16 protein-coding genes are annotated in these 16,552 nt (G+C 72.1%); 8 read left to right on the forward strand and 8 right to left on the reverse strand.

Features of this window, described 5'->3' with window-relative positions:
- The first annotated feature begins 5 nt into the window (after positions 1–5).
- The 3 genes from DEJ23_RS11770 (at position 6) to DEJ23_RS11780 (ending at position 3,349) form a co-directional block, all read left to right on the forward strand.
- Positions 6–1,415, forward strand: coding sequence for an MFS transporter (locus tag DEJ23_RS11770; protein WP_111240438.1), 1,410 nt, complete (start codon positions 6–8; stop codon positions 1,413–1,415).
- Positions 1,412–2,269 (forward strand): ribokinase, encoded by an 858-nt coding sequence (locus DEJ23_RS11775; RefSeq protein WP_111240439.1) that lies wholly within the window; start codon positions 1,412–1,414, stop codon positions 2,267–2,269. Before DEJ23_RS11770 ends, DEJ23_RS11775 begins: the two co-directional genes overlap by 4 nt.
- Before the next feature lie 138 nt (positions 2,270–2,407).
- Positions 2,408–3,349 (forward strand): Ppx/GppA phosphatase family protein, encoded by a 942-nt coding sequence (locus DEJ23_RS11780; RefSeq protein WP_111240440.1) that lies wholly within the window; start codon positions 2,408–2,410, stop codon positions 3,347–3,349.
- Here DEJ23_RS11780 and DEJ23_RS11785 read toward each other — a convergent pair.
- A complete protein-coding gene (locus DEJ23_RS11785; RefSeq protein ID WP_111240441.1) occupies positions 3,346–3,960 on the reverse strand; it encodes an antibiotic biosynthesis monooxygenase in 615 nt (204 codons plus the stop codon). The two genes, DEJ23_RS11780 and DEJ23_RS11785, sit on opposite strands and share 4 nt — an antisense overlap.
- Before the next feature lie 57 nt (positions 3,961–4,017).
- Between DEJ23_RS11785 and DEJ23_RS11790 the strand changes: the two genes are divergently transcribed.
- The gene (locus DEJ23_RS11790; RefSeq protein WP_111240442.1) at positions 4,018–4,518 is read left to right on the forward strand and encodes a DUF6328 family protein; all 501 of its coding nucleotides are present in this window, start codon (positions 4,018–4,020) and stop codon (positions 4,516–4,518) included.
- A 15-nt stretch (positions 4,519–4,533) separates the two neighbouring features.
- Here DEJ23_RS11790 and DEJ23_RS11795 read toward each other — a convergent pair whose 3' ends face one another.
- Both DEJ23_RS11795 and DEJ23_RS11800 read right to left on the reverse strand, forming a co-directional pair.
- Positions 4,534–5,520, reverse strand: coding sequence for a signal peptidase I (locus DEJ23_RS11795; RefSeq protein ID WP_111240443.1), 987 nt, complete (start codon positions 5,518–5,520; stop codon positions 4,534–4,536).
- A gap of 22 nt (positions 5,521–5,542) precedes the next feature.
- The gene (locus tag DEJ23_RS11800; RefSeq protein WP_258375494.1) at positions 5,543–6,145 is read right to left on the reverse strand and encodes a hypothetical protein; all 603 of its coding nucleotides are present in this window, start codon (positions 6,143–6,145) and stop codon (positions 5,543–5,545) included.
- Between the two features lie 112 nt (positions 6,146–6,257).
- Between DEJ23_RS11800 and DEJ23_RS11805 the strand changes: the two genes are divergently transcribed.
- Entirely contained in the window at positions 6,258–6,740 is a 483-nt protein-coding gene (locus tag DEJ23_RS11805; protein WP_258375495.1) for a MarR family winged helix-turn-helix transcriptional regulator, read from the forward strand.
- Between the two features lie 16 nt (positions 6,741–6,756).
- On the opposite strand, the gene DEJ23_RS11810 is transcribed toward DEJ23_RS11805, so the two are convergent.
- Positions 6,757–7,860 (reverse strand): Ku protein, encoded by a 1,104-nt coding sequence (locus DEJ23_RS11810; RefSeq protein ID WP_111240445.1) that lies wholly within the window; start codon positions 7,858–7,860, stop codon positions 6,757–6,759.
- A 62-nt stretch (positions 7,861–7,922) separates the two neighbouring features.
- Here DEJ23_RS11810 and DEJ23_RS11815 point away from each other — a divergent pair, with 62 nt between their 5' ends.
- From DEJ23_RS11815 to DEJ23_RS15755, 3 genes are all read left to right on the forward strand, one after another.
- A complete protein-coding gene (locus tag DEJ23_RS11815; protein ID WP_111240446.1) occupies positions 7,923–8,813 on the forward strand; it encodes an SDR family oxidoreductase in 891 nt (296 codons plus the stop codon).
- Complete coding sequence (locus tag DEJ23_RS11820; protein ID WP_111240447.1) at positions 8,810–11,332, forward strand: ATP-dependent DNA ligase; 2,523 nt, start codon at positions 8,810–8,812, stop codon at positions 11,330–11,332. The genes DEJ23_RS11815 and DEJ23_RS11820 overlap by 4 nt, the downstream gene beginning before the upstream one ends.
- 137 nt (positions 11,333–11,469) lie before the next feature.
- The gene (locus DEJ23_RS15755) at positions 11,470–11,643 is read left to right on the forward strand and encodes a hypothetical protein (protein WP_181429238.1); all 174 of its coding nucleotides are present in this window, start codon (positions 11,470–11,472) and stop codon (positions 11,641–11,643) included.
- 46 nt (positions 11,644–11,689) lie between these two features.
- On the opposite strand, the gene DEJ23_RS15760 is transcribed toward DEJ23_RS15755, so the two are convergent.
- From DEJ23_RS15760 to DEJ23_RS11835, 4 genes are all read right to left on the reverse strand, one after another.
- The gene (locus tag DEJ23_RS15760) at positions 11,690–11,863 is read right to left on the reverse strand and encodes a hypothetical protein (RefSeq protein ID WP_181429239.1); all 174 of its coding nucleotides are present in this window, start codon (positions 11,861–11,863) and stop codon (positions 11,690–11,692) included.
- Between the two features lie 10 nt (positions 11,864–11,873).
- On the reverse strand, positions 11,874–12,839 hold the full coding sequence (locus DEJ23_RS11825; protein ID WP_181429240.1) for a sugar phosphate isomerase/epimerase: 966 nt from the start codon (positions 12,837–12,839) through the stop codon (positions 11,874–11,876).
- 214 nt (positions 12,840–13,053) lie between these two features.
- Entirely contained in the window at positions 13,054–13,737 is a 684-nt protein-coding gene (locus DEJ23_RS11830; protein ID WP_111240449.1) for a fumarylacetoacetate hydrolase family protein, read from the reverse strand.
- A gap of 185 nt (positions 13,738–13,922) precedes the next feature.
- Positions 13,923–16,394: a phosphoketolase gene (locus DEJ23_RS11835; protein ID WP_111240450.1), complete on the reverse strand. Its 2,472-nt coding sequence runs from the start codon at positions 16,392–16,394 to the stop codon at positions 13,923–13,925.
- Positions 16,395–16,552 lie beyond the last annotated feature (158 nt).

The following is a 16,552-nucleotide window of genomic DNA, read 5'->3' on the forward strand; positions in this document are numbered from 1 at the left end:
CCCCCATGACCACCACCTCGACGAAGACGTCGATCGGCGCCCTCACCGCCGCCCTCCTCGCGGCGTGCGTGGCGTTCCAGCTCAACGCGAGCATGCTCAACCCGGCCCTCGCGACGATGGCGGACGAGCTCCGCACCGACGACGCGACCATCGGGCTCTCCCAGACGCTGTTCTTCACGATCGCGGCCCTGTTCTCGCTGTTCCTGCCCCGACTGTCCGACATCGTCGGCCGGAAGCGCGTGCTCCTCGCGATGCTCCTCGTGATGCTCGTCGGCAGCGTCGTCGCCGCCGTCGCCGTGAACGTGCCGATGCTCTTCGCCGGCCGCGTGATCCAGGGCGTCACCGGTCCGGTCGTCCCGATCGGCCTGCTCGTCCTGCGCAACGAGATCGCCGACCCGAAGCGCTACGGCGCCGCCCTCGGGCTGCTCACCGCGGTGAACGGCGGCATCGCCGGCGTCGACGCCCTGGCCGGTGGGTGGATCGCCACGCACTTCGGGTTCCGCGGCATCTTCTGGGTGATCGCAGCCGTCACCGTGATCGCAGCGCTCATGGTCGCCGTGTGGGGCGTCGAGTCGAAGCCGTCGGCGGGCACACGGATGGACTGGGTCGGTGTGCTCCCGCTCGTCGTCAGTGTCGGCGCGCTGCTGACCGCGTTCAACGAGGCCGGCAAGCTGGCCACCGCGAACTGGGTGCTCGTCGCCGGCGGGATCCTCGTCGCACTCCTGGCGTCCGGGGTCTTCTGGGCGGTCGAGTCGCGGGTCCGGGAGCCCCTCGTCGAGACACGGTACCTCCGCCGTCGCGGCACCTGGGCGCTCCTCGTCACCACCCTCCTGACGATGACCGGCGTCTTCGCGGTCGTGAACGGCCTGGTCACGAGCCTCGCGCAGAGCCCCGAGGTCGGCTTCGGCATGGAGCCGGACCTCGCCTCGCTCGCGTTCCTCACCCCGTACGCGCTCGTCGGCTGGGTCGTCGGGCCCTTCGCCGGTCGGCTCGCGCCGACCCTCGGCTACCGCGCCGTGCTGCGGTTCGGCCTGGTCGGCAGCATCGTCGCGACGATCGTGATGGCCGTCGTCGGCGTGCACTCGTTGCCGGTGCTGGTCACCGCGACCGTCCTCATCGGCATCACCTACGCCGGCATCGCGAACATCATCCTCAACGGGCTCGGCATCGTGCTGTCCCCGGCGTCGAACCCCGGCTTCCTGCCCGGCCTCAACGCGGGCGCGTTCAACCTCGGTGCGGGCATCAGCTTCGCCGTGCTGCCGGCGCTCCAGACCGCGCTCGGCACCGGCGGGTCCGCGGGGACCGCCGGGTACTCCGGTGGCATGCTGCTCGGTGCCGTGATCACCTGCGCGGCCCTCGCCACGTCCTTCCTCATCCCGCGCCCGGCCTCGGCCGAGACAGGAGCCGCCGCATGACCGGCATCGTCGTCGTGGGCAGCCTCAACGCGGACCTGGTGGTCCGCACGGAGCGCTTCCCGAAGCCCGGGGAGACCCTGCACGGGTCGGACCTCGCGATCCTGCCCGGCGGCAAGTCCGCCAACCAGGCGGTGGCAGCCGGGAGGCTCGGGGGCACCGTGCGCATGATCGGTGCGGTCGGAGACGACGGGAACGGCACGCTGCTGCGCGAGTCCGTCGTGTCGGCCGGCGTCGACACGACCCACGTCGCGGTCCGGCAGGGCGTCGCCACCGGCACGGCCGTCATCACGGTCGACGCGGCGGGCGAGAACACCATCGTGATCTCGGGCGGCGCGAACGCCACGCTCACCCCGTCGGACCTGCCCGCCGCGGCCTTCGACGGCGTCGGCGTGCTCGGGCTCTGCCTCGAGGTCTCGATCGACGTCGTCCTCGCCGCAGCGCGGGCCGGCCGTGCCGCCGGGGCCACGGTGCTCACCAACCTGTCACCGTTCGGTGCCGTGCCGCAGGAACTGCTCGACCTGACCGACGTGCTGCTCGTCAACGAGCACGAGGCCGCCGCGCTCGGCGACCACGGGGTCGCCCGGTCGATCGTGACCCGGGGCGGCGCGGGCTGCACCGTGCACGACGGTGACGCCGCGCCGGTCGACGTCGACGCCGTGCGGGTCGAGCCGGTCGACACCACGGGCTGCGGTGACGCGTTCATGGGTGCGGTGGCGCTCCGACTCGACGCCGGGGACTCCCTGCTCGAGGCCGCGCGCTTCGCCGTCGGCGTCGGTGCGTACGCCGCGACGAAGCCGGGCGCCCAGGCGTCCTACCCGACCCTGTCGGAGCTGGAGTCCTTCCTGCGGGCGTAGCCCCGCGCCTCCCGTCCGTCCCGCCACCCCCTCCCTTCCCGCAGAACGCAACGTCGGCGGTTGCTCGCAGCGGAACACCGCTGCGAGACGTCGCCGACGTTGCGTCTTGCGAGGGACACGTGCCGCTAGCGTTGTGGCATGCGCGTCGGAGTCCTCGACATCGGGTCCAACACCGGCCACCTGCTCGTGGTGGACGCCCACGGCGGGGCCGCTCCGCTGCCGGCGTCCTCGTTCAAGCAGCCGCTCCGGCTCGCCGAGCACCTCGACGAGACGGGCGCCGTCACGCCGGTCGGTGTCGACGCGCTGACGACCTTCGTCGCCGACGCCGTCCGCGTCGCCGAGGAGCGCGGGTGCGAGGACATGCTCGGCTTCGCCACGAGTGCCGTGCGCGACGCCGTGAACTCCGAGGCCGTGCTCGCCCACGTCGAGGAGCGCACCGGGGTCGAGCTCGCGGTGCTGTCCGGCGAGGACGAGGCACGGCTGACGTTCCTGGCGGTCCGCCGCTGGTTCGGGTGGTCGGCCGGACGGCTGGCGGTGTTCGACATCGGCGGCGGGTCGCTCGAGATCGCCGCAGGAGCCGACGAGGCGCCGGACGTCGCCTGGTCGATGCCCATCGGCGCCGCCCGACTGGCCCGGACCTACTTCGCTGCCGGGACGCCGTCGGAGGACGACGTCCGTCGCATCCGCCACGAGATCCGCGTCGCGATCGCGCGCGACGCCGGCCTGCTGCTGCGCTCGGGCCGCCCGGACCGGGCGGTCGCGACCTCGAAGACCTTCCGGTCGATCGCCCGGATCTGCGGAGCGGCACCCTCGGCCGCCGGACCACTGGTCCCGCGGTCGCTCGACGGCGCCGAGCTGCGCCGTCTGCTGCCGTCGCTGCTGACGAAGTCCGTCGACGAGCTCGCGTCGCTGCCCGGTGTCTCACCGAGTCGGGCCCACCAGGTCGTGCCCGGAGCGCTCGTGGCCGAGGCGTGCCTGGACATCTTCGACCTGCCGGCGCTCGAGATCTGCCCGTGGGCCCTGCGCGAGGGCGTCATCCTCGAGCGGCTCGACCAGCTGTCGGTGCTCGGCACGCCCTAGCGCTGCCGGGTGGCCCGCGGGGGAGCGAGCAGCCACGGGCGGATCAGCCCCGTCACGAACGGCAGCACCCAGAACGTCATGATCGGCGTGAGCACGAGCGTGGTGACGAGCACACGCGGCAGTACGGCGAGGGTGCCGAACGCCGGGACGAGCCAGCCGACCAGGTACGTGAAGGCGAGGTTCACGGGGAAGAACCCGAGCCAGATGCTCACCGCCTGCTTCCAGCGCGGCGGGGCGCTCGACGCGGGAGTGTCCTGCGGCGCGTCGAACCAGCCCTCGATGCCGGTCCGCTTCTCGACGCGCGACTCGACCACGAGGTCACGACCCTGGTCGAGCCAGCGGAGCCGGTCGTCGGAGTTCTCCCACGTGGCGAGCTGCTCGTGGTCGGCGAACCGGTAGAGCATGTGCCACTCACGGCTGGTGGCGTGCGACCGCACCCACCCGGAGCCGAGGAAGCCCGGGTAGCGGTTCGCCAGGTTGACGCCGGACTGCACCCAGGCGGTGGCGTCGGGGATGCGGTCGGGTTCGACGAGGCGGGTGATGGACACGGTGACGGGCGGGCCTGCGGTCACGGATGACGACTGCAGACTCCCTGGCTCTTGTGGAGTCATGCCACCAGTCTCGCCGACGCGTGTTTCCGGTTCGTGACAGCGCAGTAGGTTCATCGCATGAGTGACGTGAGCGGCGACGCGCGAGAGACCGAGCGCGGTCGGCACGAGACCCCGACCGAACGGTGGGACCGGAACTGGACGGACATCCAGCAGGAACTCCGGATCGTGCAGACCGGGACGCAGATCCTCGCCGGGTTCCTGTTGACGCTGCCGTTCCAGCAGCGGTTCACGATGCTCAGCGAGGGTGAGGAGGCGATCTACCTCGTGCTGGTCGTCCTCGCCGTCGTGGTCACGGTCGTCGCGATGTCGGCGGTCTCGTCGCACCGCCTGGTGTTCCGGCAGCGGCAGAAGCACGACCTGGTCCGGGCGGGGAACGTGCTGCTCATCGCCGCACTCGCCGCCAGTGCCCTGTTGTTCTCGGGAACGGTGTTGTTCGTCTTCGACGTGGTCGTCGGGAACGTCGGCGGGGTGGTCAGCGGCGTGGTCGTCTTCCTCGGGACGGCCGCGCTGTGGGTGACGATCCCGCTCGCGTTGCGTCGGAGCCGGCGGGACGGCTAGGGGTCGTGTCGGTCGTCAGGCGCAGCTGGTGCGACCGAAGCCGAGGAAGCGCACGGTGACGACACGGACGGTGTCGGTGGACGTTGCGGTCCAGGTGCTCGTGAGGTCGGTCCGGATGCTGACGGTCGAGGTCCGCCAGGTGAAGAGGTCCCAGGAGCCCAGGGTGGTGCTCCGGGCGTCCGCGGGGCGCTGCGTGACGGCCTGTCCGTCGACGAGCACCGTGAAGCGCTCGGGGGCGGTCCCGGCGTAGCCCCAGCCGATCGACACGGACCCGTCGCTGTTCGTCGCGCAGGTCAACGCGGTGACCGGCGTGGCGGTCGCGGTCGCGAGCGTGCTCGTCGCCGACGGTGTCGTCGCGGTGAAGCCGGCCGCTGCCGCCGGAGCGGGGAGCGCGAGCGCTCCCGCCACGCAAACGGCTGCGACGACCACGGCGGTGGCGGTGCGCGGTCGGCGTGGGGACGCACGGTGGCGGGCCCTGCGGCTCGCCGGACCCGCGGGTGGGCGGCCGCCGGACACCGCGGGGGTGACGGCGAGGGCCGTGACGGCGAGGAGCGCTGCGCCGAGACCGGGCAGGGCGGCGGTGTCGCCCGCGGCGGCCCAGGTGATCGGTGCGCCGATGAGCGGCACCCGGAGGTAGCCGACGCCGTGGACGGCGGAGCGGGTGATCGGGGTGGAGTCGGCCTGCGGGTTGGCGTCACCCTTCGTGGTCAGTGTGCCGTCGCTGCCGAGCGCGTCGAAACGGTGCAGGCGGAGGACCCCGGCGTGGTCCGGGTCGTCGAAGAGCAGCACCTGCCCCCGGCGGAGCTCACGCGGGGCGACGGGCTTGCTGACCACGACGTCGCCGACGTGGAGGGAGGGCTCCATGGAACCGGTCATCACGGTGGTGCTGTGCCAACCGATGAGCATCGGCGCGGCTGCCCAGAAGAGCAGGCCGAACACCGTCGCCACCACACCGCGGGCGGCGAGCACCACCGTGAACCGGATCCACGACGTCGATCGCATGGACGACTCCTCCTGGCCGGGCCTAGGAGTTCTGTGCTTCCCAGGTGAAGCCGAGGCTCGCGCTGGCGCCCATCAGGGACGCAGGGGCGTCCGGCGAGACGGTGTAGGTGATCTGGTACGTCCGGGTCTCGGCCTTGTCACCGGTCGGCCTCCACGTGCCGACACCGGTGGCGTAGTTCGTGCGGGTGGTGGCGAACGTCGCGAGCGATCCGTCGTAGAGGATCCCGTCGGCGCCCGCCGCGGGGGTGAAGCCGGTGCAGGTGCCGTAGCCGCCGCCGGTGCCCTGCGCGACCCGCAGCGTCACGGACGAGGCGAGGGCCTTGGTCTGCTGGACGTTCGAGGCGTAAAGCTTCACGGCGCTCGGCAGCGAGCCGCTCGAGGTCACGGCGATGCAGTTCGTCCCGGTCGAGCCGGGCTTGAGGTTCGACGCGGAGAACAGCGCGCCGTTCGCCGCGTCGTTGCTCAGCGCGACCGAGCCCATCGACCAGTTGTTGGCGTCGTCGGAGGACGTCGCGGAGAACGCCGAGTAGGAGGCGGTCGACACCGCCACGCCGCCGGCGACGAGCGCGGCCGGGATCACGGCGAGGGTGGCGATGCGGGAGAGGGCACGGGTCGGGAGGCGCAAGGCGGGTCCAATCAGTCGGGTTGGCTCGAAAAACGAGCTAAGTAGGACCATACGCCTCGATTTCTGAGTGTGTCAACAATCGTGCAAAACGGATTGCGTCTAGAGTGCTCCCGTGACTGCAGTGCCCACGGGGAACCTCGGAGACGACGACCGCCTGCTCGACGACGCGGTGGCGGCGTTCTACGCGGCGCAGGTGGAGCACTCGCACCTGATCCAGCACCTGGCGGTGATGAACGACCTCAACCCGGTGGACCTCCGTGCCCTGCAGTTCCTCGGCGCTGCCGACGAGGACCGGACGCCGAAGGAGCTCGGCGGCTACCTGGAGATGGGCACCGGCGCCGTCACGGCGCTCCTCGACCGGCTGACCCGGCGCGGGTTCCTCGACCGGGTCCGGAACCCGGACGACCGACGGAGCGTGCGGATCGAGCTCACGGCCGACGGGTTCGCGGTCGTCGGCGCCCTCAGGTCCGCCTACCGGCGAGCGCTCCAGCGGTCGCTGCCGCGGGAGAGCGTCGAGGTGTTCATCACGTTCACCGAGCGCATGGCAGACGCGTTCCGGGACCCGAGCGCCGACGAGGCCGACGAGGTCCACTGAGTCGTCAGGGTGCTGATCACCCGGCCCGCTTCTTCGCTGCCGTCCCGTCGGAGGCGGCCTTCTTCGCGGGCGCCTTCTTCGCGGGGGCCTTCTTCGCCGGGGCCTTCTTCGCGGTGGCCTTCTTCGCCGGTGCCTTCTCCGCCGACGGCTCCTCGGCGGTGGTCTTCTTCGTGGCCGGTGCCTTCTTCGCGGGCGCCTTCTCCGCCTGCCCCTCCTCGGCGGAGCCGGACGCGGAACGCGACCCGGACGACGAACGCGACCCCGAGCCTCCGGACCGTGACGAGGACCGCGACGAGGACCGCGACGAGGACCGCGACGAGGACCGCGACGACCGGTTCTTGTCGACGGACGCGCGCAGGGCGGCCATCAGGTCGATGACGTCACCGCCCTCGTCGTCGTCCTCGTCGTCGGACCGCTCCCCGAAGGTCTCGGACGTGTCGACGTCGTCGCCCGCCTCGAGCTTCGCGTCGATGAGCTGCTGCAGCTCCTCCTGGTACGAGTCCGTGTAGCGGTCCGGGTCGAAGTCGGTCGACATGCTCTCGACGAGCGACGACGACATCTTCAGCTCGTTCGCGCTCACCTTCACCGAGGCGTCGAGGGACGTGAAGTCGGCTGCCCGGACCTCGTCGCCCCACAGGAGTCCCTGCAGCAGGATCACGTCGTCGTTCACCCGCAGCACGCCGAGCCGGGTCTTCTGCCGGAGCGTGAACTGCACGATGGCGAGCCGGTCGGTCTTCGCGAGCGTCTCGCGGAGCAGGACGTACGCCTTGGGGGAACGGGAGTCGGGTTCGAGGTAGTAGGACTTCTCGAACATCATCGGGTCGACCTGCTCGACGGGCACGAACTCGAGGACCTCGATCTCGTGTGACTGCTCCTGGGGCAGCTGCCCGAAGTCGTCGGCGGTGAGGACGACCGTCTTGTCACCGTCGTCGTAGGCGCGCTGGATGTCGGCGTACTCGACCTCGTGGCCGAACTCGCACACGCGCTTGTAGCGGATGCGGCCCTTGTCCTCGTCGTGGACCTGGTGCAGGGACACGTCGTGGGTCTCGGTCGCCGCGTAGACCTTGATGGGCACGTTGACGAGCCCGAACGCGATGGAGCCCTTCCAGATCGACCTCATGGAGCCATGATGCCCGCGGGCACCCGAGAACGTGCGGGAGCGGGCACGAGCACGATGGGCTCATGAGCCAGCTCGACAAGCAGGACCCGCGAGACCAGTACGCCCGGCCGCCGTTCCCGCCGCAGACCCAGCAGGGGTCCGGGCTGACCAGTGCGATGGAGCCCGCCCCCGACCACGGCGAGACGACCTACCTCGGCACGGGACGGATGCCCGGTCACCGGGTGCTCGTGACCGGGGCCGACTCGGGCATCGGGCGTGCGGCCGCCGTCGCGATGGCGAAGGAGGGCGCCGACGTCGCGGTGAACGCCCTGCCCGAGGAGCGCGAGGACCTCGAGGAGGTCCGTGACGTCATCGGCGACCTCGGGCGCAAGGCCGTCCTGCTGCCGGGCGACCTGACCGACGAGGGCTTCTGCGACACGTTGGTGCGTGACGCGGTCAGCGAGCTCGGCGGGCTCGACGCCCTCGTCCTGGTCGCCGGGCACCAGCAGGTGCACGAGGACGTGACCCAGCAGTCGACCGAGGACTTCGACCGCACGATGAAGGTCAACCTCTACTCCCTGTTCTGGCTCGTCCGCGCCGCCGTCCCGCACATGGCTCCCGGCAGCGCGATCGTCACCACCAGCTCGGTCTCCGCGTACCAGCCACAGGACCGGATGATCGACTACGCGGCGACGAAGTCCGCGATCATCACCTACACCAACGGACTCGCCCGGCAGCTCGCGGCGAAGGGCATCCGCGCGAACACCGTGGTGCCGGGGCCGGTCTGGACGCCGCTGCAGCCGATCAGCTACCCCGGCGACGAGATCGCCGCCTACGGGCAGGACACCCCGTTCGGCCGACCGGCACAACCGGTCGAGCTCGGCAGCGCCTACGTGTACCTCGCCGGTCCGGAGTCGTCCTACACGTCCGGCAGCACCCTGACGGTGGCGGGAGCGACCGGGGTCGCGCTGTGAGCCCGGTCGCCCGGAGGACGACGGTCACGGTCGGTGACCGTCGGATCGCCCTGACGAACACCGACAAGGTGCTCTACCCGGAGACCGGGACGACCAAGGGGCAGGTCATCGCGTACTACGAGCGGGTGGCGCCGTGGATGATCCCGCACGTCAAGGACCGCCCGGTGACCCGGAAGCGTTGGGCGAACGGCGTCGACGGGAAGGTCTTCTTCGAGAAGAACCTGCCCGACTCCGCCCCCGACTGGGTCCGCCACCACACGATCGCGCACAAGGAGCACGACACCGAGTACCCGATCGTCGACGACCTCCCGACCCTGGTCTGGATGGCGCAGCAGGCGGCACTCGAACTGCACGTGCCGCAGTGGCGCTTCGGCCCGCGTGGCGCGCAGCAGCACCCCGACCGCCTCGTCCTCGACCTCGACCCCGGCGAGGGCGTCGGCCTGCCGGAGTGCGTCGAGGTGGCGCTCGCCGCCAGGGAGGTCCTGCACGGCATGGGGCTCGACCCGTACCCGGTGACCTCCGGGTCGAAGGGCATCCACCTGTACGCGGCCCTCGACGGCCGCGCCACGACCGCGCAGGTCTCCGACGTCGCGCACGAGCTCGCGAAGGCACTCGAACAGGACCTGCCGGACCTGGTCCTGTCGTCGATGAGCCGGGCCGAGCGCCGGGGCAAGGTCTTCGTCGACTGGTCGCAGAACAACGGCAACAAGACGACGATCGCGCCGTACTCGCTCCGCGGCCGTGACCGGCCGACGGTCGCTGCGCCCCGCACCTGGGACGAGCTCGGGGAACGCGGGCTGGCGCAGCTCACCATGGACGAGGTACTGGACCGCCTGGAGGCGCACGGGGACCTCCTGCACCCGGTCGCCTCCGCCTCGCTGTCGGTCGGGAGGCCCGACTCGGGCCACTGGGACAGCGACCGGACCCAGCGTGCGAACGACGCGGAGCAGCCGGCACGCGACCGTCTCGCGACGTACCGCGCCAAGCGCGACGCGTCGAGGACGCCGGAACCGGTGCCCGAGGACGCCCCGACCGTGCGGAAGGACGGGACGCCGACGTTCGTCATCCAGGAGCACCACGCCACCCGCGACCACTACGACTTCCGCCTGGAGCACGAGGGTGTGCTCGTGAGCTGGGCACTGCCGAAGGGCGAACCGACCGACCCGGGGAAGAACCACCTCGCGGTGCAGACCGAGGACCACCCGCTCGAGTACGGGGCGTTCGAGGGGACGATCCCGAAGGCCGAGTACGGCGGCGGCACGGTGACGATCTGGGACGACGGCACCTACGAGCTCGAGAAGTGGCGCGACGGCGAGGAGGTGATCGTCACGCTGCACGGCCGGGCGAACGGGGTCCGACGACTCGCGCTCCTGCACACCCGCGGGCGCGGCAAGGGGCGCGAGGGGGACGAGAAGAACTGGCTGATCCACCGCACGAAGGAGCAGCCGGACCGGCTGGCGGACGCGGGCGACGGGTCCGGGGCGAGCCGTGCCTCCCGACCGTCCTCCGGTGCTCGTGACGGGAAGCGGCGGATCGACGCCGCGGCGACCTCGGACACCGCACCGGCCGATCGCCGGACGATGCAGGCGACGCTCGCGACGGGGACCGAGCGGTTGGACCCGGCGGACTGGGCGTTCGAGATGAAGTGGGACGGGATCCGTGCCCTCGCGACCGTCCGCGACGGGCGGGTGGCGGTGCGGAGCCGGAACGACAACGACCTGACGGCACAGTACCCGGAGCTCCAGGAGCTCGGCGAGCGGGCCGGTGTCGACGGGGTCTACGACGGCGAGATCGTGGCACTCGACGAGCGGGGACGACCGTCGTTCCAGCTCCTGCAGGACCGGATGGGCCTGACGAAGCCGCGCGAGGTCGAGGCCGCGCGGGGACGGACCCCCGTGCGGCTGCTGCTGTTCGACGTGCTCGAGGCCGACGGACACGACCTGACCCGGCTCGGCTGGACGGCCAGGCGCCAGGCGCTCGAGACGGTCGTCGATCCCGGCGGAGCGATCGACGTGCCGCCCGCGGTCGAGGGCGACCTCGACGAGGCCGTGGCGGACTCGAAGGCGCAGGGGCTGGAAGGTGTCGTCGCCAAGAAGCGGTCGTCACGGTACGCCGAGGGACGACGCTCCGAGGCCTGGCTCAAGATCAAGCACCACGCCGCGCAGGAGGTCGTGGTCGGCGGGTGGAAGCCCGGCAACGGCCGGCGAGCCGGCGGGATCGGGTCCCTGCTCCTCGGCGTGCCCGGACCGGACGGGCTCGAGTACGTGGGGAAGGTCGGCACGGGGTTCCGCGACCGGGACCTCGACGAGATCGCCGCGGTGCTCGGCGAGATCGAGCGCACGGCGTCGCCGTTCGCCGACGTCCCGCGGCCCGACGCCCGCGACGCGCACTGGGTCGCACCGGAACGGGTCGGCGAGGTCGAGTTCGCCGAGTGGACCGCGGACGGTCGGCTGCGACAGCCGTCGTGGCGGGGCTGGCGTCCGGACAAGGACCCGGAGGACGTCGTCCGCGAGTCCTGAGCATGCACGCGCATGGTGTCCGCCGGCCGCGAACTTCCGTCCCCCGTTCGCCGGTACCGCGGGGGACGATCGGGCTCGGGCGGTGTCGGCGGCCGACGCGGCGCTGTTACGGTCGCCGCGACGGGAAGGGGTCCGACATGGTCCCAGGGCACTACCTGCCGCCGTACACGGCGGACGAGCGAGCGTCGACCGGTGGCGTCGACGCGCACCAGACGAGCGCGGGCACGGGCGCGACGAGCGCGGCCAGCGGTGACGAGGTGACGTACGCCGACTTCCTCGGCGACCAGGTGGACGACGACGCCGACCGCTGATCGCCGACCGGGCGACGCCCGTCGTCGTGCTGCGGTGTCCTGCCGGTCAGGCCGCCGGAGCGGGGCCGTCCGCAGGGGCGCCGCCGTCGGCTGCCGGGAGGTCCTCGTCGATCAGGTCCTCCTGGTCGGGCAGGTCCACCTCGGCCGCGGCGGCCTTGGCCTCGTCGATGGACTCCTGCGAACGTCGGAGGATGTCGTCGTCAGCTGCGTGATCCGTCATGCGGCCGACGCTACGCCGGTGCGCCTGTGCCCGCGTCGCGTCGGTGGGGTGCCGGCCCAGGGGCCGTCCTCGTCGTGTCGAAGTCCACCGCAGAGGTCGGCGCCGGAGTGGTCGGCATGGCCGGGGCAGCGGGCTCGTCGACGGCGTCTGCGGCGTCCAGCACCGCCCGGGTCGCGGCCGCAGCCGTCCGGAGCGCCTCGGCGAGGGGCATCGCCCGGTACGCCGCGGTGCGGACCTCGACACCCCACGGCTCCGCGAAGCCGAGGGTCCGGAGCACGCCGACGAGACCGGGCAGGTCCCACGCGCCGGAGCCCGGCACGTGCCGGGCGGTGCGGGACTCCTCGGCGAGGGTGAGCCCCGACGGCGTGTGGAGCAGACCGTCGCTGAGCTCGACCGCGGCCAGCACCCCGGGGGCGACACCGTGGGCGATCGAGGCGAGGGTCGAACCACCGCGGAGGGCGTGCATCGCGTCGAGGAGCAGCCCGCCGTTCGGGTGACCGGCCGCGGCGACGAACCGTGACGCCCGTTCGACCGTCGGGAGGTTCGACCACGGCTCCGGTTCGAGCACCAGTTCGGCACCGACCTCCTCGGCCTGCGCCGCGAGGTCCACCCAGTCGGCGGTCATCGACGCCGGCGAGGCGGGGAGCACGCGCGAGTCGGCCCGCGCGACGACCTGCCAGGCGCTCAGGGTCGCTGCGGCCTCGAGCACGACCCCGCGGTCGGCCTCGTCGTCCGTCGAGCGGCCGTCGTGCGCCCACCAACGGTCGAGCGGCCCGAGCTGGACCCACACGATCCCGGCCCGGTCGAGTGCGCGACGCAGCGCCGCGAACCCGGTGGTCGCCCGGACCTCGTGGAGGTCGTCGAGCGACAGCGACAGTCCGGCGAACCCGGCGTCCCCGACGGCGCCGACCCGTTCCGCGATCGGTGCGTCGCCCGCCCAGGTCCAGGACGTCGCGAGCAGGTCGTGTTCCTGCACGGCGCACCTCCTCGGTCCGGACACGAGCGGTCCCCGGCGCACTCGTCGTCGAGCGGCCCCGTCGTGTCGCGGTGGTCTGGCGTCGATGCTCCCCCGACGTCACCGACCGGTCTACGCCCGCGGTCTGCACGTGCTCCCAGCGGGCGCGTGCTCACCGAGCGTGCTCGCCGCGTACGCCCCCGCCGTCGTCCGGGCGGGTGCGCGTGCGCGCGTGTCAGACGATGCGGGTGTGCACCGTCCCGACGCCGGCGATCGACCCGTCGAGCACGTCACCTCGCCGCAGCGGACCGACGCCGTCCGGCGTCCCCGTGAGCAGCAGGTCACCCGGGGCGAGGACGACCCACCGCGAGAGTTCGGCGATCGTCTCGGCGACGGACCAGATCTGGTCCGCGAGGTCGCCGGACTGCCGCAGGTCGCCGTCCACCCGGAGCTCCACGGTGCCGGACGTCGGGTCGACCCCGGCTGCGGGCACCAGCGTCCCGATCGGCGCCGACGCGTCGAACCCCTTCGCCAGGTCCCACGGCCGGCCCAGCCGCTTGGCCTCGGCCTGCAGGTCGCGCCGGGTCAGGTCGAGTCCGACCCCGTACCCCCAGACCAGGCCGAGGGCGTCCGACACCGCCAGGTCGCGCCCGCCCCGTCCGAGCGCGACGACGAGTTCGACCTCGTGCTCGAGCTGGACGGTGCCGGGCGGGTAGACGGTGTCGGCGGCGTCGGTGACCAGCGCACTCGACGGCTTCGTGAAGAAGAACGGCGGCTCGCGGTCCGGGTCGTGTCCCATCTCGCGGGCGTGCGCGGCGTAGTTCCGTCCGACGCAGTAGACGCGCCGCACGGGGAACCGGGCGCCGACCGACGTCGGGAGGGTCGGCTGGTCCGGGGCGGGGATGACGAGGTCCTGCACGCTGACCAGCCTGGCACGTCAGCCCTCCGTGCTCGCGGCCTCGCGACCACCGCGCTCACCCACTCGACGTCCATGTTCCCGAGCCTGACAGCACAGGACCGGCCACGCTGCGGGCGTGACCGGTCCTGTGGAGGGTTCGTCGCGCCTCCCGGCTGTGCAGGGAGGACGTGCGGGCGGTGTCGGGGTCAGTTCCCGGGAGCCGCTGCCTCGGTCTCACCGGCGCCCGGGTCACCGCCGGTCCCGCCGGCGGTGGGCTCGTCCTGCGGCCAGCCACGGAACTCCCAGCCCGACAACGACGGGTGGTCCTCGCCCTTGGTGTAGGCGAAGGTGCGAGCGGCGTCCCGCGCCTCCGTCAGCTTCGCGAGCAGGTCCGCGTGCGCCTCGGCATCGACCCGCGACAGCGCGTCGTGCGCCAGCGCGAAGCGGTCCATGTCGTTCCGCATGAGCATGTCGAACGGCGAGGTGGTGGTGCCCTGCTCGAGGAACCCGTGCACGTGCAGGTCGTCGTGCCCGTGGCGCCGGTACGTCAGCTGGTGCACGAGCGACGGGTAGCCGTGGAAGGCGAAGACCGTGGGCGTGCCGGGCAGGAACACCTCGTCGTAGCGCTCGTCGCTGACCGGGTGCTCGTGCTTCCGCGGGTCGCCGAGCGACAGCAGGTCGACCACGTTGACGAAACGGACCCCGACCTCGGGCGCGTGCTTCCGGATGATGTCCGCCGCGGCGACCGCCTCGACCGTCGGCACGTCACCGGCGCTCGCGAGCAGGACGTCCGCGCGACCGACGGTCTGCTCGGTGCCGGCCCAGTCCCACACACCGAGCCCGGCGGCGGCGTGCGCGACGGCGTCCTCGATCGACAGGAACACCGGTTCGGGGTGCTTGCCCGCGACGATCACCTCGATGCGGTCCGTCGTCTCGAACGCGTGCGCGGCGACGGCGAGCAGGGTGTTCGCGTCGGCGGGCAACTTGATGCGGACGAGGTCCTGCTGCTTCGAGGCGACGACGTCGAGGAAGCCCGGGTCCTGGTGGGAGAACCCGTTGTGGTCCTGCCGCCACACGTGCGACGACAGCAGGATCGACAGGTTCGACACCGGTGCGCGCCAGTCGATGTCCGTCGAGGACTCGAGCCACTTGGCGTACTGGCCGACCATCGAGTCGATGATGTGGGCGAACGCCTCGTAGGTGTTGAGGAGACCGTGGCGGCCGGTGAGCACGTAGCCCTCCAGCAGGCCCTCGAGCAGGTGCTCGGACAGGACCTCGATCACCCGGCCACGGGCACCGAGGTGCTCGTCGCCGGGACCACGGCGGGCCCGCCACACGCGCGAGGTGACGTCGAAGACCGCGTCCAGCTTGTTCGAGATCGTCTCGTCGGGGCCGAACAGCCGGAAGCTCGCGGCGTTCCGCGAGGTCAGCTCGGCGAGCCAGGGACCGAGCGTCCCCGTCGAGCTGGCGTCCTCGCCCACGGGCACGGCGTACGGCTCGAGCGGCGGCCGGTCGAGCGCGGTCCGGATCCGACCGCCGTTCGCGTGCGGCGTCGCGCTCATGCGGTGCTCGCCCTGCGGCCGGATCGTCGTGAGGATGCCGGTCGGCTGGCCGTCGGCGTCGAAGAGCTCGTCCGGACGGTAGGACCGCATCCACTCCTCGAGCTGCTCGCGGTGCCCGGCGTCCTCACGCACGGCGGGCAGCGGGACCTGGTGTGCGCGGAAGGTGCCCTCGACGCGCTCGCCGTCGACCTCCTGTGGGCCGGTCCAGCCCTTCGGGGTACGGAGCACGATCATGGGCCAGCGAGGACGGAGGTCGGCTGCGCCTGCCGGCTGCCCCGCTGCGGCCCGCTGTGCCTGGGCGCGCGCGGCTGCCTGGATGTCGTCGATGGAGGCGAGGGCGCGCCGGAGTGCGCCGTCGAACAGCGCGTGCACGGCGAAGGGGTCGTGGTCCACCCGCTTGGAGTCGACGATGATCGGGTCGTAGCCGAGACCGCGGAAGTAGGCGGTGAGGTCCTCGTCGGGGATGCGGGCGAGGACGGTCGGGTTCGCGATCTTCCACCCGTTGAGGTTGAGGATCGGCAGCACGGCGCCGTCGGACACCGGGTCGAGGAAGGTGTGCGCCTGCCACGAGCCGGACAGCGGACCGGTCTCGGCCTCGCCGTCGCCGACGACGCAGGCCACGACGAGGTCGGGGTTGTCGAGCGCCGCCCCGTACGCGTGCGCGAGGGAGTAACCGAGCTCGCCGCCCTCGTTGATCGAACCGGGGGTCTCGGGGGCTGCGTGCGAGGGGATGCCGCCCGGGAACGAGAACTGGCGGAAGAACTTCCGGAGGCCATCGGGGTCGGGCGTGATGTCGGGGTACAGCTCACCCCAGGTGCCCTCGAGCCAGGCGTTCGCGTTCATCGCGGGGCCACCGTGACCGGGGCCGCACACGTAGAGCAGGTCGCGATCGGTCTCGGTGATGAGCGCGTTGCAGTGTGCGTAGACGAGGTTGAGCGCGGGGGAGGTGCCCCAGTGACCGAGCAGGCGCGGCTTCACGTCGTCCGGGTCGATGGGTCGGGTGAGGAGCGGGTTGTCGAGGAGGTAGATCTGCCCGACGGTGAGGTAGTTCGCCGCGCGCCACCAGGCGTCGATCGCCCGGATCCGGTCAGTGCTCGCGATGTGTGCGGGGGCCATGCCTCCACGGTACGGAGCGGGGGACAGGAGTTCCCCAGGAACACGACCCAAACCGTTCGGTGGTGGGTGTCGAATCCCTTGCATCGACCGGGAGACACCCGGAAGCGCTCACCAGCCGCAGGTTGCTGGTTCTCCACCCCTTTCCGGGGTGTGTTCGG

The sequence above is a fragment of the Curtobacterium sp. MCSS17_008 genome, assembly GCF_003234185.1.
Classification (GTDB): domain Bacteria; phylum Actinomycetota; class Actinomycetes; order Actinomycetales; family Microbacteriaceae; genus Curtobacterium.

Coding starts and splice junctions, on each gene's coding strand:
- DEJ23_RS11770 (WP_111240438.1), top strand. CDS start 6: ATGACCACCACCTCGACGAAGACGTCGATCGGCGCCCTCACCGCCGCC.
- DEJ23_RS11775 (WP_111240439.1), top strand. CDS start 1,412: ATGACCGGCATCGTCGTCGTGGGCAGCCTCAACGCGGACCTGGTGGTC.
- DEJ23_RS11780 (WP_111240440.1), top strand. CDS start 2,408: ATGCGCGTCGGAGTCCTCGACATCGGGTCCAACACCGGCCACCTGCTC.
- DEJ23_RS11785 (WP_111240441.1), bottom strand. CDS start 3,960: ATGACTCCACAAGAGCCAGGGAGTCTGCAGTCGTCATCCGTGACCGCA.
- DEJ23_RS11790 (WP_111240442.1), top strand. CDS start 4,018: ATGAGTGACGTGAGCGGCGACGCGCGAGAGACCGAGCGCGGTCGGCAC.
- DEJ23_RS11795 (WP_111240443.1), bottom strand. CDS start 5,520: ATGCGATCGACGTCGTGGATCCGGTTCACGGTGGTGCTCGCCGCCCGC.
- DEJ23_RS11810 (WP_111240445.1), bottom strand. CDS start 7,860: ATGAGGTCGATCTGGAAGGGCTCCATCGCGTTCGGGCTCGTCAACGTG.
- DEJ23_RS11815 (WP_111240446.1), top strand. CDS start 7,923: ATGAGCCAGCTCGACAAGCAGGACCCGCGAGACCAGTACGCCCGGCCG.
- DEJ23_RS15755 (WP_181429238.1), top strand. CDS start 11,470: ATGGTCCCAGGGCACTACCTGCCGCCGTACACGGCGGACGAGCGAGCG.
- DEJ23_RS15760 (WP_181429239.1), bottom strand. CDS start 11,863: ATGACGGATCACGCAGCTGACGACGACATCCTCCGACGTTCGCAGGAG.
- DEJ23_RS11835 (WP_111240450.1), bottom strand. CDS start 16,394: ATGGCCCCCGCACACATCGCGAGCACTGACCGGATCCGGGCGATCGAC.